This window comes from Halomonas sp. 11-S5 (assembly GCF_029889825.1).
In the GTDB taxonomy this organism is placed as follows: domain Bacteria; phylum Pseudomonadota; class Gammaproteobacteria; order Pseudomonadales; family Halomonadaceae; genus Halomonas.
Genome location: NZ_JARANW010000019.1, coordinates 54,268 through 68,823, shown reverse-complemented (window position 1 = coordinate 68,823; position 14,556 = coordinate 54,268). Strand labels below are relative to the sequence as shown.

16 protein-coding genes are annotated in these 14,556 nt (G+C 62.3%); 12 read left to right on the top strand and 4 right to left on the bottom strand.

From position 1 onward, the window contains the following. Positions 1-89 precede the first annotated feature (89 nt). Positions 90-305 (bottom strand): hypothetical protein, encoded by a 216-nt coding sequence (locus tag OP497_RS13055; protein ID WP_280549068.1) that lies wholly within the window; start codon positions 303-305, stop codon positions 90-92. 350 nt (positions 306-655) lie between these two features. Between OP497_RS13055 and OP497_RS13050 the strand changes: the two genes are divergently transcribed. After that, complete coding sequence (locus OP497_RS13050; protein WP_280549066.1) at positions 656-2,416, top strand: EAL domain-containing protein; 1,761 nt, start codon at positions 656-658, stop codon at positions 2,414-2,416. A gap of 63 nt (positions 2,417-2,479) precedes the next feature. Here the strand turns inward: OP497_RS13050 and flgN are convergent, their stop codons facing one another. From flgN to flgA, 3 genes are all read right to left on the bottom strand, one after another. Beyond that, the gene (gene flgN / locus OP497_RS13045; protein ID WP_280549064.1) at positions 2,480-2,929 is read right to left on the bottom strand and encodes a flagellar export chaperone FlgN; all 450 of its coding nucleotides are present in this window, start codon (positions 2,927-2,929) and stop codon (positions 2,480-2,482) included. Continuing rightward, the gene (flgM, locus tag OP497_RS13040) at positions 2,926-3,219 is read right to left on the bottom strand and encodes a flagellar biosynthesis anti-sigma factor FlgM (protein WP_280549062.1); all 294 of its coding nucleotides are present in this window, start codon (positions 3,217-3,219) and stop codon (positions 2,926-2,928) included. The genes flgN and flgM overlap by 4 nt, the downstream gene beginning before the upstream one ends. A 102-nt stretch (positions 3,220-3,321) precedes the next feature. After that, positions 3,322-3,990: a flagellar basal body P-ring formation chaperone FlgA gene (gene flgA, locus OP497_RS13035; protein ID WP_280549060.1), complete on the bottom strand. Its 669-nt coding sequence runs from the start codon at positions 3,988-3,990 to the stop codon at positions 3,322-3,324. 201 nt (positions 3,991-4,191) lie between these two features. On the opposite strand from flgA, the gene flgB reads away from it, so the two are divergent. The 11 genes from flgB to flgL all read left to right on the top strand — a co-directional run bounded on the left by flgB (position 4,192) and on the right by flgL (position 14,516). Next, positions 4,192-4,602 carry a flagellar basal body rod protein FlgB gene (gene flgB / locus OP497_RS13030; protein WP_280549058.1) on the top strand — a complete coding sequence of 137 codons (411 nt, stop codon included), beginning with the start codon at positions 4,192-4,194 and terminating at the stop codon, positions 4,600-4,602. Positions 4,603-4,617: 15 nt separating this feature from the next. Beyond that, complete coding sequence (gene flgC, locus OP497_RS13025; protein ID WP_040187020.1) at positions 4,618-5,025, top strand: flagellar basal body rod protein FlgC; 408 nt, start codon at positions 4,618-4,620, stop codon at positions 5,023-5,025. 4 nt (positions 5,026-5,029) lie between these two features. After that, positions 5,030-5,725, top strand: coding sequence for a flagellar hook assembly protein FlgD (gene flgD, locus OP497_RS13020; RefSeq protein WP_280549051.1), 696 nt, complete (start codon positions 5,030-5,032; stop codon positions 5,723-5,725). Between the two features lie 25 nt (positions 5,726-5,750). Further along, positions 5,751-7,049 carry a flagellar hook protein FlgE gene (gene flgE, locus OP497_RS13015; RefSeq protein WP_348533117.1) on the top strand — a complete coding sequence of 433 codons (1,299 nt, stop codon included), beginning with the start codon at positions 5,751-5,753 and terminating at the stop codon, positions 7,047-7,049. A 22-nt stretch (positions 7,050-7,071) separates the two neighbouring features. Continuing rightward, positions 7,072-7,830 carry a flagellar basal-body rod protein FlgF gene (gene flgF, locus OP497_RS13010; RefSeq protein WP_280549049.1) on the top strand — a complete coding sequence of 253 codons (759 nt, stop codon included), beginning with the start codon at positions 7,072-7,074 and terminating at the stop codon, positions 7,828-7,830. Between the two features lie 38 nt (positions 7,831-7,868). Further along, positions 7,869-8,651, top strand: coding sequence for a flagellar basal-body rod protein FlgG (gene flgG, locus OP497_RS13005; protein ID WP_280549047.1), 783 nt, complete (start codon positions 7,869-7,871; stop codon positions 8,649-8,651). Between the two features lie 94 nt (positions 8,652-8,745). Further along, complete coding sequence (locus OP497_RS13000) at positions 8,746-9,393, top strand: flagellar basal body L-ring protein FlgH (RefSeq protein WP_280549078.1); 648 nt, start codon at positions 8,746-8,748, stop codon at positions 9,391-9,393. 65 nt (positions 9,394-9,458) lie between these two features. Further along, on the top strand, positions 9,459-10,529 hold the full coding sequence (locus OP497_RS12995; RefSeq protein ID WP_280549045.1) for a flagellar basal body P-ring protein FlgI: 1,071 nt from the start codon (positions 9,459-9,461) through the stop codon (positions 10,527-10,529). A gap of 1 nt (position 10,530) precedes the next feature. Next, positions 10,531-11,574, top strand: coding sequence for a flagellar assembly peptidoglycan hydrolase FlgJ (gene flgJ / locus OP497_RS12990; protein ID WP_280549042.1), 1,044 nt, complete (start codon positions 10,531-10,533; stop codon positions 11,572-11,574). Positions 11,575-11,639: 65 nt separating this feature from the next. Next, positions 11,640-13,280, top strand: coding sequence for a flagellar hook-associated protein FlgK (flgK, locus tag OP497_RS12985; RefSeq protein WP_280549040.1), 1,641 nt, complete (start codon positions 11,640-11,642; stop codon positions 13,278-13,280). Positions 13,281-13,298: 18 nt separating this feature from the next. Beyond that, positions 13,299-14,516, top strand: coding sequence for a flagellar hook-associated protein FlgL (gene flgL, locus OP497_RS12980; protein WP_280549038.1), 1,218 nt, complete (start codon positions 13,299-13,301; stop codon positions 14,514-14,516). Positions 14,517-14,556 lie beyond the last annotated feature (40 nt).

Below are 14,556 nucleotides of genomic sequence, written 5' to 3'. Positions count from 1 at the left end.
CGGATGACACCGCTTGCCTACCAGGGGAGGGAGCATAAAAAGGAGCAGGGCCGCGACACCGATTTCTCATCCAGATTGTCGCTGGCTTCTCATACAGATTGACGCGCTACAATCTCGCGAATGGCGCTGATATCCAGCACCAGGATGGCGCCGGGCTGCTGCTCCATGACCAGCACCGGGAGTGGCTTGCTGCCTGGGGTGCTCACCTGAAGCGATGCCCCGCCGGGTTCGATCAGGGCCTCTAGCAACGCCTCGATCTCGGTGGGGCTCTCCACGCGGGTATAGCCATCCTGTTGCTGCGACATCCTTCCCTCTTGCTCGCCGGTTGGTCCTACACCTTGTATCGGCCGTTCCTCTGCTGTCTTGAGGCTTGGCAAACCCGGCTCCTCAAGTCTGGGGTCAGACGGTCGATAGCTAGGGGTTGTGGACCTGCGCTTTGAGTATGCGACGAAGGAGCCTGCCCCTCACACCTGGGGGTGATGTGTTTCAGCCATGTCTCTATTCCGCAGAGACAGCGGTGCTCCGCTCGGCAGTGGTCTCGGGCCCTGTCCTTGAAAATGGAAATGAGGTATTGGTTTGTGGGCGGTGGTGAAGATTGCTTGATTCTTCTATTTTCCAAGAAAATTAAGGTCCGTGACCTTCCCGGGAGTTATTCATGTCCGATGATGGTGCTGGATCACCGCCACAACACCCTTCCGGGAATGGCGTGAAGGACGACTCGATTCTTGATCGCCACCCCGCCTTGCTGTCTCGACTCGTGCTGGAGCATGCCCCGATGGCCCTGGTGGCGCTCGATGTTCACGGCAAGGTGACATGGGCTAACCCCAGTTTCCTGGCGTTGCTCGGGTCGGTGAAGGAGAGGCTGATTGGCAAGCCGTTGACCGATATCATGCGTATGGTGTCGTGGCTTCCGGTTCCGTATGAGAGTGATGCTGAACTGGCCACGCAGCAGTGGCAGCGTATCTGGTTGGCCAGTGAGGGGATCGAGTCGTCCAGAATGGTACTGATGTCTGAGATGACCCCTGAGCCCGCTCCATCCGGGGTTGCCAGGATGCTGGCGTTCGTGGACCTCCGGGCAGGTCAGGCTGGAGAATTTCCACCGTTCTCGGATCCACATACGGGCCTTGCGAGCCAATGGGTTTTCGAGGACCGTCTACGTCACGCCATTGAACGCGCTGATCGGCACGACCAGCGCTTGGCTGTATTGCTGATTCGGCTGGACCGTGCCGACGATGTCCGGCAGGTCTATGGTGAGCCGGTGATGCAAGCGTTGCTGCCTCAGATCAGCCGTCGGCTGACGAGCACCCTGCGCAGTGAGGACAGCATTGCCTATCTCGGTGGCGATCGCTGGGGCGTGCTGATAGAGCATCCGGTGTCCCCGGAGAGCCTGCAGTCTGCTGCGCTGCGGTGCCTGGAGGCTATGGAGGCGCCCTTCACGTTGGGCCGTCCGCCGTTGCTGCTTACCCTGTCCATCGGCATCGCCATGTTTCCGGACAACGGCAGTTCACCGGAGCAGTTGATGGAGAGCGCCGGTCAGGCGCTGGTCAAGGCTCGCCCTGGAGGTCATGCGTTCTTCGACCAGGGCCTCAAGCGCCAGCTCTCGCAGCGCATGGCGCTTCGGCACTGCCTGCAGGAGGCGCTGCTGTGTCCCGACCGTCATTTCGATGTGGTCTACCAGCCTCAGGTTGATCTGGAGAACGGCTGTTGCGTCGGTGTCGAGGCACTCGTGCGCTGGCGACACCCTAAGCAGGGGGTCCTGCAGCCTGACGCCTTCTTGCCGATGGTGGCCGAAATGGCGCAGATGGTCAGGCTCGACCGTTGGGTCATCGAGCAGGTCATTGCTCAGCACCAGCGCTGGCAGTCAGAAGGGTCGCCCCTGGCGGGCCTTAGGATATCCATCAATCTTGATGCAAGCCTGCTGGAGCAGGCGGTCTTCGATGGCCGTCCACTTGATCGCTTCCTGCGTCAGTCGTCTGGTGAGCTGAATTGGTTGAGCCTGGAGGTCGATGGAAAGGTGCTCTCCGAGCAGGCGGAAGTCCATGGCCTGTTGCTGCGTCGTCTCTCCAGAATGGGGGTTCGTTTGGTGGTCGATAACCTGGGGGGTGCCCCCGTGGACTTGATACGCCTGGCGATGCTTCCGGTTTCCCATGGAAAGATCGGACGTGAGCTAGTGCATGGCCTGGCGGATAGCAGCTCGTTTGCCCGCCAGGCGCTGAGTGCGCTGTCGCAATGCCTGAAGGCATTGCAGCTGGAAAGCGTCATGGTGGGGGTGGAAACGGCCGAGCAGCTCACAGCAGCGCGGAACAAGGGGCTCGATCAGGTCCAGGGAAATCTGCTTGGCTTGCCGATGGCGGCTGGCGAGCTGGCAAAGTGGCTAGGACGTTATCCCGATCTGCAGGTGCTCTCGAAACCATGAGTCTTGAGTAGAAGAGCGTCGGAGGGTAGGCGCGTGCAGGGCTGGTTGCGTGCTGCCATGCGATCAAGCAGAGGTGTTCAGTCGTCTCTGGCCTGATGTCGTGCGGCCGTCGGGTGTGTACACGGGCTTCTCGGCGATGCGGTGAATGTAGTCCAGCATCTGCTGATTGTGCGACATGCGCAGGCTTACCAGGCGACCGTTGCGGTCATTCAGGCGGGCAGTGTGTGCCGCCATCTCAAGGGTGGCCTGCCACTGGGTGAGGCAGCCCGCATCTTCGGCCGCCAGACGCGCACCGTCGCCGCCAGTGGTATAGCCAAGCCTCTGCTGGATCCGGGCACGAGTCGACTCGGTTTCCTCGAGGCTGGCTAGCAGGCGTGACTTTTCCTGCGCGATCTTCTCGAGTTGTGGGCCATCGATGGTTCCGCTGAGCAGCTGCTCCTGTTCGTTTTCGAGCAGGCGGGTCAGTGCCCCCAGTCGAGACCGCTGTTCCTCGAGCAGGCGGCGAAGGCTCATTCGTTGGCGTCCTTGCTGTTCAGCAGATCCTGGACGCTCGCAATCAGGCCATCGGCAATGCGGTCGGCCCGCATGTCCAGTCGGCCCTCGCGGATGGCGTCTCGAAGCTCTTCAACACGCACCGTGTCGATGTCCTGACTGCTGTCCGTGGCGGCCTGGCTCAGGTGGGTCGTGGCTGACGGGCCGTCATCCTGCTGGTGGGCGCGATCTGACCCCTGAGTCTTGCGGGTGTCGTCACGCGGCTCCGCCTGGCCAGGACGCTGCAGGGGATGGTGGTTGTCGATTTTCACGGTGATGGCCTCGTGACCGATGTGGTAATGAAGGGTATCGGCCGTCGATTCGATAACTTTAACGCGGTGTGACGCTCAGATGCGAGTGTGCTGCTGGTGAGCTTAAAAGTCCACGGTCATGCGCCCCTCGCCAACGACCCTTGCCTCGAGGATCTCGCGATCAGGGAGTCGCACGCGGACACGCTCCCCCTTGCCCCCCGGCTCCAGCGCCTCAGCCTCTCTTGCGATCCGGAATCCCGCTCCTTGGGCCTCGATCACCACACGCTGCCCTCGCTTGACCAGCTGGCGGGGACGCAGATGGTGACGCTGCAGCGTCATGCCCGCGGCGAGCGGGCGGGTAGCTTGCTGGCCGATCGCCTGGCCCGGATCGAGGATGGTCTGCTGGGGCAGTTGCCCCAGGCTCCCTTGCCGTTCGGTCAGATGTTCGGGTCGGATGACCTCCCCGGCGCCGATATCACGAGCAAGCTCGACATAGTTGCCGGTGACATGGATCTCGGCCTGAAGATAGCGCACCTGTCGCCCCTGGTCGCCACAGCGCACGCCTACCGAGACGCGTCCGACCGGTCGTGAGGAGGCATTGGGTAGAAAGGGGGTGGGGTGCTCGCAGGTTGGCAGGCTGGCGCGTGGCGGATGAACCTCGATCACGACCTCGTCGCCTGAGGCCCTGGCTTGCTCGTAGAGGAAGGCGTGAATCTTCGCCAGCAGGGCATCTTCTCCGGCCTGGCTCGGTCCTGCCAGCAGCAACAAGGTCATCGCCAGCAGGTGGGCCATATGCCGGGCGGAGCGTGACGATAGACAATGTCGGAGCATGTCGAGGCCAGGTTGGGTGACTGATGCCACGATTCTAGCGACTGTCATCTTCGATGAAACTCGTGAATTGGCAACCCGAATGACGACTGTTCGGGCCTTTGTCATGACACGAGCTTGGCTATTCTCCATAGTCGACTCATACCTTTTCTGGGGAGTGCCGGGATGATCGATCGGCTCGAAGCCTCTTTGAACTTCCATCAGCAGGCCCTTGGGCTGCGTCAGGAGCGCCAGAAGGTGCTGGCCAGCAATATCGCCAATGCTGATACGCCGGGCTACAAGGCCCGGGACATGGACTTTGCCAGCGAGTTGAAGAAAGCCGTCAAGCAGGGCGGTGATGGCAGCGGACTGGCCCTGTCGAGGACCTCCGCGCGTCACATCGAGGGCCAGGGGCTTCCAGGTTCCTCGCGCGGACTGCTGTATCGGGTGCCCGACCAGCCAAGTCTCGATGGCAATACCGTGGACATGAATCGTGAACGGACTCAGTTCGCTGACAACTCGGTCCGTTACCAGTCGGCGCTGACGATTCTCAACAGCCGCATCCAGGGCCTCAAGAAGGCCATGCAGCCCGAATAATCCAGGAGTGACCGCATGTCGATGTTCTCCATCTTCGATATCTCCGGCTCGGCCATGAGCGCCCAGTCACAGCGCATGAATGTCACCGCCAGCAATCTGGCGAACGCGGACAGCGTGTCGGGCCCTGACGGAGAGGCCTATCGCGCCAAGCAGGTCATGTTCGAAACCCGCGCACAGTCGCGCGACGGCATCGGAGGGGTCGGTGTCCGCGAAGTGGTCGAGGATCCCTCACCCATGCGCATGGAGTATCGGCCGGGCCACCCCCTGGCGGATGAGGAAGGCTACGTGACCATGCCCAATGTCGATCCGGTGGGCGAGATGGTCAACATGATCTCGGCCTCGCGCTCCTACCAGGCCAACGTCGAGGTCATGAATACCAACAAGCAGCTGATGCTCAAGACACTGACATTGGGCGAGGGGTAAGCACATGGCGACCACCATCGACAGCAGCGTGCTCAACAGCCTGAATACCGGCGGACCATCAGCAAACCAGGCCAAGAACCAGTCCGCCGACTTGCGCAACAATTTCATGACCCTCCTGGTGACTCAGTTGAAGAACCAGGATCCCCTCAACCCGATGGACAACAACGAGACCACCTCGCAGCTGGCCCAGATCAATACCGTCAGCGGCATCGAGGAGCTCAACCAGTCCCTGAAGGACATCGATGGCCAGATCAATGCCGGCCAGGCGCTGCAGGCCAGTGGCCTGATCGGTCAGGGCGTGCTGGTGCCGGGCAACCGGGTTCTGCTCAACCACGGCGAGACCGGTGAAGTGAACACCACCCCCTTCGGCATCGAGCTCGATGCCCCCGCCGACAACGTGAAGGTCACCATTACCAATGGTGCCGGAGAAGTGGTCAACCGCTATGACATCGGGGCGGTGTCTGCCGGCGTTGAGTCCTTCCGCTGGGATGGGTTGACCAGTGAGGGGCAGAAGGCCGCGGACGGCTCCTATCAGGTCAGCATCGAGGCGACTCGAGGGGACAAGCCGCTTGCCGCCGAGACCCTCAACTACGCCATGGTCAATGGCATCACGCCGGCCGATGAGAATGGCACCTTCTCGCTGGACCTGGGGGCCATCTACGGTCAGGTCGGTATTGCCGACGTCAAGCAGATTCTCTAGTAGCCTCGTTCCAGACAACAGAAGAATGATCCGCAGGGGAAAAGACATGGGATTTTCACAAGCACTGAGTGGGTTGAACGCCGCCGCCTCCAGCCTGGACGTCCAGGGCAACAACATCGCCAACTCCCAGACCGTGGGCTTCAAGAGCAGCAACGCCCAGTTTTCCGATGTCTTTGCCAACTCCAAGGTCGGCCTGGGGACGCGGGTTTCCACCGTGTTACAGGACTTCAGTGAGGGCAATCTGGAAGCGACCAGTCGCAACCTGGATCTTGGCATCAGCGGTCAGGGCTTCTTCCGTTTCCAGCAGGCAGGGCAGGTGGTCTACTCCCGCAACGGCCAGTTGACCATGACCCCGGATGGCTACCTGCAGAACTCACAGGGCGCGCGCCTCATGGGCTTCGGGGCCAATGCAGCAGGGGACGTGCAGCGCGGTGGCCAGCCCGAGATACTACGCGTGGCGGCCGACGAGATGCCGGCCAGTGCCACCACCCAGGTGGCCACCACCTTCAACCTGGATTCGCGCGTCACCGACCAGGATCTACGGCAGACAACGCTGCGCACCGACAGTGCCACCCCGCCGGCCACTGAGAACATCGAGTATCATTTCTCGAACAACTTTACGGCCTATGACTCCCTGGGCAATCCACGCAATATCAGCGTCTACTACGAAAAAACAGGCGCAAATAACTGGACAGCCCGTATGGCGATGGACGGTCAGGCGCTGATGGACAATGCCGCCCCACCTGCTGTCGAAGAGTATGACCTTCTGTTCGATGTAAACGGCCAATTGCGTGCCGGCGTAGGTGACGTCGACGCAGATGGCAATATCGCGGGTGGCATTCCCTTCTCCTCAGCTGACTTCATGGCAAATGAGCCAGCTGATCTGAATTTTGCCATGAACATTGCCGGTTCCACCCAGTTCGGCAATACCTCGACCACCAGCTCCCTGACCCAGAATGGCTACACGTCCGGCGCCCTGATCGGCATCGCCATCGAGGACGATGGCACCGTCACCCGCAACTACGCCAACGAGCAGTCGCTGGCGGCGGGGCAGGTCGCCATGGCCAACTTCCGCAACCCGGAGGGCCTGAAGCCCGAGGGTGACAACGCCTGGTCCGCCACCCAGGCCTCCGGGCAGGAGCTGGTTGGCCCTCCCGGCACGGGGCTGCTGGGCACGATCGAGTCCGGCGCGATCGAGACCTCCAACGTCGACATGGCGAGCGAGCTGGTCAGCATGATCGTGACCCAGCGCGCCTACCAGGCGAACTCCCAGACCATCAAGACCCAGGACGAGGTCCTGCAGACCGCCATCAACCTGCGCTGATCGCGTCGACGGAGTTTGACCCATGGATCGCATTCTCTATACCGCCATGAGCGGCGCCAGACAGAGCATGGAGCAGCAGTCGGTGGTGAGTCACAACCTCGCCAACGTCGATACCGCCGGCTTTCGTGCGCAGCTTCACGCCATGCGCGCCGTGCCGGTGCAGGGCGACGGCGTGCTGCCCACCCGCGTCTCGGTGGCGGCCTCTACACCGGGCGTAGATCTCTCGGCCGGCAGCATCAACCAGACCGGGCGTGCCCTGGACGTGGCCATCGACGGGCAGGGGTGGCTCGCCGTGCAGGCACCGGACGGCGGGGAAGCCTATACCCGCCGCGGTGACCTTCAGGTGGACGGCAATGGCCTGCTGACCAGTGTCGGCCGCCCGGTGATGGGTGACGGCGGTCCCATCCAGCTGCCGCTGGGCGCGCAGGTCTCCATCGGGGCGGATGGCACCATCAGTACCATCGGCGCCGGGGAGGATCCCGATGCCTTGGTGCCGGTCGGGCGTCTCAAGCTGGTCAACCCGCCCGAGGGGGAGCTTGCACGCGGCGATGACGGGCTGTTCCGCCCCGTCGGCGGGGCGCAAGACGCGCCAGCGGCGCTGCCGGCCGATGAGAACGTGCGTCTCGCCAGCGGGGCGCTGGAGAGCAGCAACGTCAGCGCCGTGGACGCCATGGTGTCGATGATCGACGTGGCGCGCCGCTACGAGATGCAAACCAAGGTGATCAGCACGGCCGACGAGAACGCGCAGCGTGCCAACAGCCTGCTGTCGCTGCAGGGTTAAGCACCAGAGTCGTCACCTACTATCGAGAGGAACCCGGAATGATCAAGTCACTCTGGACCGCCAAGACAGGCCTGGAATCGCAGCAGGTCAAGCTGGATGTCATTTCCAACAACCTGGCCAACGTCAGCACCAACGGCTTCAAGCAGTCTCGCGCCGTGTTCGAGGACCTGCTGTACCAGAACATGCGACAGCCCGGTGCCCAGAACAACATTCAGGACCGCCTGCCCTCGGGGATGCAGGTGGGTACGGGTGTGCGCCCCGTGGCCACCGAGCGGCTGCATACCCAGGGTGGGCTGGAGGCGACCGGCAATTCGCGGGATATGGCCATCAATGGCAACGGTTTCTTTCAGGTGCTGATGCCGGATGGCTCCACCGCCTATACGCGGGACGGCAGCTTCCAGCTCAATGAAAATGGCCAGATGGTCACGGCCAACGGCTATCCGCTCGAGCCGGCGATCATCGTGCCCGACAACGCCCTCTCGGTGTCCATTGGCGAGGATGGCGTCGTGACCGTCACCGAGCCGGGTAGCAGCCAGGACAACCAGGTGGGCCAGATCACCCTGTCCACGTTCGTCAACCCGACCGGGCTCGAGAGTATGGGAGGCAACCTCTATGCCGAGACGACCTCCTCCGGGCCGCGCAACGAGTCCATGCCCGGGATGAACGGTGCGGGTCGCCTCTTCCAGGGCTATGTGGAGACCTCCAACGTCAACGTGGTGGAGGAGATGGTCAGCATGATCCAGACCCAGCGGGCTTACGAGATCAACAGCAAGGCGGTGCAAACCAGCGACGAAATGCTGGCGCGCCTGACCCAGCTGTAACCAGGAGTGGCGCGGCATGCTGGGGCAGAGAATGGTGGGGCGGAAAACTGACGGGCGGTGGCGCTGCAAAGGCGAGATTGGCGTGCGGTTACTGATGGTGGCCGTGGTCCTGATGGTGCTGGGAGGTTGTGCGCAGATCCCGCGTGCCTCGGTAGTCGGTGAGCAGGAGCGTATCGAGATTGCCGACCGTCCGGCACCCCGTGCCAATGGCTCTATCTATCAGGCTGAGCGAGGCTATCATCCCCTCTTCGAAGATCGCCGCCCGCGGATGGTGGGGGATATTCTAACCATTGTCCTGGACGAAGAGGTCAGTGCCAGCAAGAACAGCCAGTCCAACGCTGATCGAAGTGGTTCATCCAGTCTCGACCTGGCACAGCTGCCAGACGCCCTGGAGACGTTGGCCGAATATGGCTTCGATGTCAGTGGTGACAGCGACTTCAGCGGTGGCGGCGGGTCCGAGGCCAATAACTCCTTCACCGGCACCATCACCGTGTCGGTACTCGAGGTCATGAACAACGGCAACCTGCGGGTACGAGGCGAGAAGCAGATCGCCATCAATCAGGGAACCGAATTCATCCGTTTCTCGGGTGTGGTCAACCCACGCACCATCACGGCCCAGAACACCGTGCTCTCCACCTCGGTCGCCGATGCGCGTATCGAGTACGTCGGCGACGGCTATATCAACGAGGCGCAGCACATGGGCTGGCTGCAGCGCTTCTTCCTCAACGTCTCGCCCTTCTAGGTGGTGGCATGATGCGTGTTGAAAGTTTAGCGAGAAATCCTTTCGCGCGGCTCCTGCTGTTGGCCATGGTCGCGCTGATTGCCCTGCCGGCCCACGCCGAACGAATCCGCGAACTGGCGTCATTCAGTGGCGTGCGCGACAACGTGCTGGTGGGCTACGGGCTGGTGGTCGGCTTGGACAACTCGGGTGATCAGACGACACAGGCGCCGTTCACCGGCCAGAGCCTGTCCAACATGCTCTCGCAGCTGGGCATCACCGTGCCCCCGGGGACCAATATGCAGCTGCGCAACGTGGCAGCCGTGATGGTCACTGCTGACCTGCCCCCATTCTCGCGTCCCGGTCAGCGTCTCGACGTGACCGTCTCCTCCGTGGGCAATGCCCGCAGCCTGCGCGGCGGCACGCTGTTGATGACGCCGCTCAAGGGGGCCGATGGCAATACCTACGCCATCGCCCAGGGGAATCTGTTGATTGGCGGGGCCGGGGGCCAAGCCGGTGGCAGCAGCATCCAGATCAACCAACAGGCCAGCGGTCGTATTGCCGGTGGGGCCATGGTCGAACGCGAAGTGCCCCTCGATCTGGGTGCCAATGGTGGAGTGCTCGAACTTGCGCTCAATGAAACGGATTTCGGAACAGCCCAACGTGTGGTGAGCGCGATCAATGCCGAGTTCGCTCGCCCGGTAGCGGCGGCCCGCAATGGTCGGGTCATCGCCCTTGACGGCCCGCAGAATGCCAACTCGCGCGTCAACTTCATGGCGCGTGTCGAGAACGTTCAGGTCACGCCCACCGAGGCTCCCGCCCGGGTGGTGCTCAACTCGCGCACCGGCTCCATCGTGCTCAATGGCAACGTGAGGTTGCGCCAGGCGGCCGTGGCCCACGGCAACCTCTCGATTGTCATCGATACCGATGTGGGCGTCAGCCAGCCGAATCCCTTCGGGGGTGGCGAGACCGTGGTGGTTCAGGACACCGAGATCAGCGTCGAGCAGCAGCCCGGCACTCTCAAGGTCGTGGAGGGCGCGGACCTGCTGGAAGTGGTGGATGCGTTGAACTCCTTGGGGGCAACGCCCGCCGACCTGATGTCGATTCTCGAGGCGCTCAAGGCCGCTGGGTCGCTGCGTGCCGAGCTGGAGATCATCTGACATGAGCCTGGGAAGCAACATCGACGGCCAGTTCGCGCTGGATATGCAGGGCCTGCAACGGCTCAAGCATACGGCCCGGCAGGATCCTGCCGATGGGGCCGGGGAGGCCGCCAAGCAGTTCGAGGCACTGTTCATCCAGATGATGATGAAGAGCATGCGTGATGCCATACCGACCTCGGGTCTCATCGACAGCAAGCAGACCGACTTCTACCAGTCGCTGCTTGACCAACAGTGGTCACAGACCCTGGCAAGTCGCGGTATCGGCCTGGCCGACAAGCTGGTCGCGGAGTTGGAAGGGCGCGGGTTTGTTCCTCCTGAAGCAGACAGCAGGGCCGCTGATATCGAGTCACTGGTGGCCGGTATACCCCGGGGCACCCCCAGGGTGCTGACGGATGCCATCCAGCCCGAGGCAGCGGATGACAAGGTGACGATGCCGGAGCAGTTCCTCGACGAACTGATGGCGATCCCCGTCGGGGCATCGAAGGGCGGTGAGGCTGGGTATTCACCGCAGGTGACACGTGACGAGTTGCCTGTTCACGTGCGGAACTTCCTCGAGCACCTGGAAGCGCCGGCCCAGGCAGCCAGCCGAGCCACCGGCGTGCCGGCCGAGCTGATCCTGGCCCAGGCGGCCCTGGAGACCGGCTGGGGGCGGCATGAGATTCCCACCCGTGACGGGGGCAACAGCCACAACCTGTTCGGCATCAAGGCCGGTAGCCGCTGGCAGGGCGAGACCACCGAGATCACCACGCATGAGGTGATCGGCGGCCAGCGGCAGCGCGGTCGTGACGACTTTCGAGTCTATGACTCCTTCGAAGAAGCCTTTACCGACTACGCAAGGCTGATCGGCGATAACCCCCGTTATGCCTCGGTGACCCATGCGGCTAGCGCCGAGCAGGCGGCCCGCGCACTGCAGCAGGGCGGTTATGCGACCGATCCGGCCTATGCCGACAAGTTGATTGCCGTGATGGACACCATGGGGCCGCTGGTCGGTAGCACGACCCTGGCGAGCAGCAGTGCCCTATCCGGATTCACCGCTGTGTTCTGAACCAGCTCTCAAGATTGTCGCCGCAGAGCCGATAACGTTCTTGTCGGCTTAAGGAAAACACGCCAATGAGCATCTTCTCGACTGGACTGAGTGGTCTCAACGCGGCACAGAACGCCCTGAGCACCACCAGCAATAACATCAGCAACGTCTATACGCCGGGCTATAACCGCGAGGTGACCCTCCTCGGCGAAAGTCGTACCGACGGCGGCGTCCAGGTCAATGACATCCAGCGCCAGTTCAACCAGTACGTGGCCTCGCAGCTCAATGCCGCGACCAGCAAGTCCAGTGCCCTGGAGGCCTATGGCAACCAGGTGGACCAGATCGATAGCCTGCTGGCGGATCGTGACGCCGGCCTGGCCCCCTTGATGCAGAACTTCTTTTCTTCCCTGGAGGATCTGGCCAGTGCCCCCTCGGATCCGGCGGCTCGACAAGGGGTTCTCGGCACGGTCGATACCCTGAGTGCCCAGTTTCGCTCTTTCGATGGCTACCTGCAGGCCATGCAGGAAGGTATCAATGGCCAGATTGCCGACGAGGTCACCCAGATCAACAACACCACCGAGCAGCTGGCCGGCATCAACCGGGAGATCGCCCTGGCCCGGGCGCGGACCGGCGAGGCCCCCAATGGCCTGCTCAACCAGCGCGATCGACTGGTCAACGAGCTGAGCGAGCGTATGGATGTTCGTCTCAACATCCAGGATGGCAAGACCTACAACATCAGCCTGCCCAGCGGCCAGCCGCTGGTAGCCGGCACCAATCACTACACCCTGGAGGCGATGGCCTCACCCGCTGACCCCCAGCGCACCGTGCTGGGCTATAAGGACTCCGGCGGTAATTTGGTGGCACTGACTGAGGATACCGTGACGGGCGGCACCCTCGGTGGACTGATGGACTTCCGCGCCGAGACCCTGGACAAGTCCCAGAACCAGATCGGCCAACTGGCCGTTTCGCTGGCGGCCGGCGTCAATGCCCAGCATCGGCTGGGTACTGACCTGGACGGCGATCCGGGTGGGGCGCTCTTCACATTTGGCGAGCCTCAGGTCTACTCCAACGCTCGTAATAGCGGCAATGCCACAGCGACCGCCAACTTCGATGACGCCAATCTCAATAACCTGAGGGCAACGGATTACACCGTGCGTGTCACGGATAGTGCCAGTACCCCTCCCACCTTCGAGGTGACACGCAAGGACAGCGGTGAAACGGTTGCGACCAGTTTCGACGTTTCCAGTCAAACGTTGAGCGTTGGTGGCCTACAGGTGGCATTCCAGGATCTGAATACTTCCCTGCAGGGCGACCGCTTCGAGGTGCAACCCGTAAGGCGTGGTGCAGCCAATATGGAAAGCGCCATCCGCGATCTGGACAAGATCGCCGCCGCGAGTAGCTCAGGCGGTACCGGAAACAACGAGAACGCCCTGCGTATGCAAGAGTTGCAGGAACAGTCACTGGTGGGTGGCAGCGCCTCATTCAGTGGCGCCTACGGCGCCATGGTCAGTGACGTGGGCAACCGCACCAATATCGTCCAGGTCAATCTCGATGCTCAGCAGGGCCTGACCGACCAGCTCAAGGCCGTGCAGCAGTCCGAGTCCGGTGTGAACCTGGACGAGGAGGCCGCCAACCTGATTCGCTACCAGCAGTTCTACCAGGCGAATGCCAGGGTCATCGAGACGGGCCGGACCGTCATCGACACCATCCTTGGCCTGCGCAACTGATTCCAGGAGAGCCCCTAGATGCGTATCAGCAGCGTCACCATGTTCGAGCAGAGCGTCTCGTCCATGAATCGTCAGCAGGGCGAGTTTCTCAAGGTCAGCCAGCAGATCGCCAGCGGCCGCCGGGTAGTCAATCCTTCTGACGACCCCCAGGCGGCCTCTCGCGCCGTAGGCGTCGACCAGGCCCGGGCGGTCACCCAGCAGTATGCCGACTCACGGGTCAGCGCGCGTAACTCTCTTGCTCAAGGCGAGAGTGTGCTCAACAGCGTGAGTGATGCCATCACCAGTGCCAAGACCCTCCTGGTTCAGGCCGCAAGCGATACCTTGAGCGACGTGGATCGCCAGTCGGTAGCCGCCGAGCTGCGCGGCATCTACGAGACGGTGCTCGGCCAGGCTAACGCCACCGATGGCAACGGCCGCTATCTCTTCGGCGGCTATCAGGACAGTTCGGCCCCCTTCGTACGTGCCAATGATGTCATCGACTACGTCGGAGACAGCAACACCCGCGAGCAGCGCATCGACGCTTCACGGTTGATGAAGGTCAGCGACAATGGCAAGACCATCTTTCAAAGCGTGCCCAGCGGTGCCGGCTATGTGGCCGAGGCGGACCCTGGCAATGCCGGCAGCGTCACCTTCTCCGGCCCACAGGTGATCGACAACGAGGACGCCGACTACGGGGAGGCGTTTCGTGTCATCTTTACCAGCGATACGGACTATGACATCGAAAAGAAAAACTCGACTGGCGGCTGGGACGCGCTGACTAGCGGCAACCCATACAACGGAGAGTCCGGCATCGTGGAAATCGGCGGTCTGCGTCTCGAGCTCAAGGGCGAGGCCGTTACTGGCGATAGGGTCGAATTCGCCCCGGCTGACGAGATGAACACCGATCTCTTCAGGTCCTTCGAGAAGGCCCTGGGGGTGCTGGAGAGTCCCGCCGAGACGGAGGGGGAAAAGGCCGCGCTGCGCAACACCCTCAATACGGCGATGCGCGAGTTCGATAACAGTCTGGATAACGTCCTGACCACTCGAGCTTCCGTCGGGGCGCGCCTCAACGAGCTGGACGTGGTCGACAGCGTGGGTGGTAACCGCATGCTCAATTACGAGCAGACGCTCTCTAATCTGGTCGACCTCGACTACGCCCAGGCGATCTCCGATTACAGCCTGCGCCAAGTGGGCCTCCAGGCGTCCCAGAAGACCTTTGCCGACATGAAGGGCATGTCACTCTTCAACTATCTTTGATAACAGGTCTCTGACATTCGGTCCCTGATGACCATGGTGA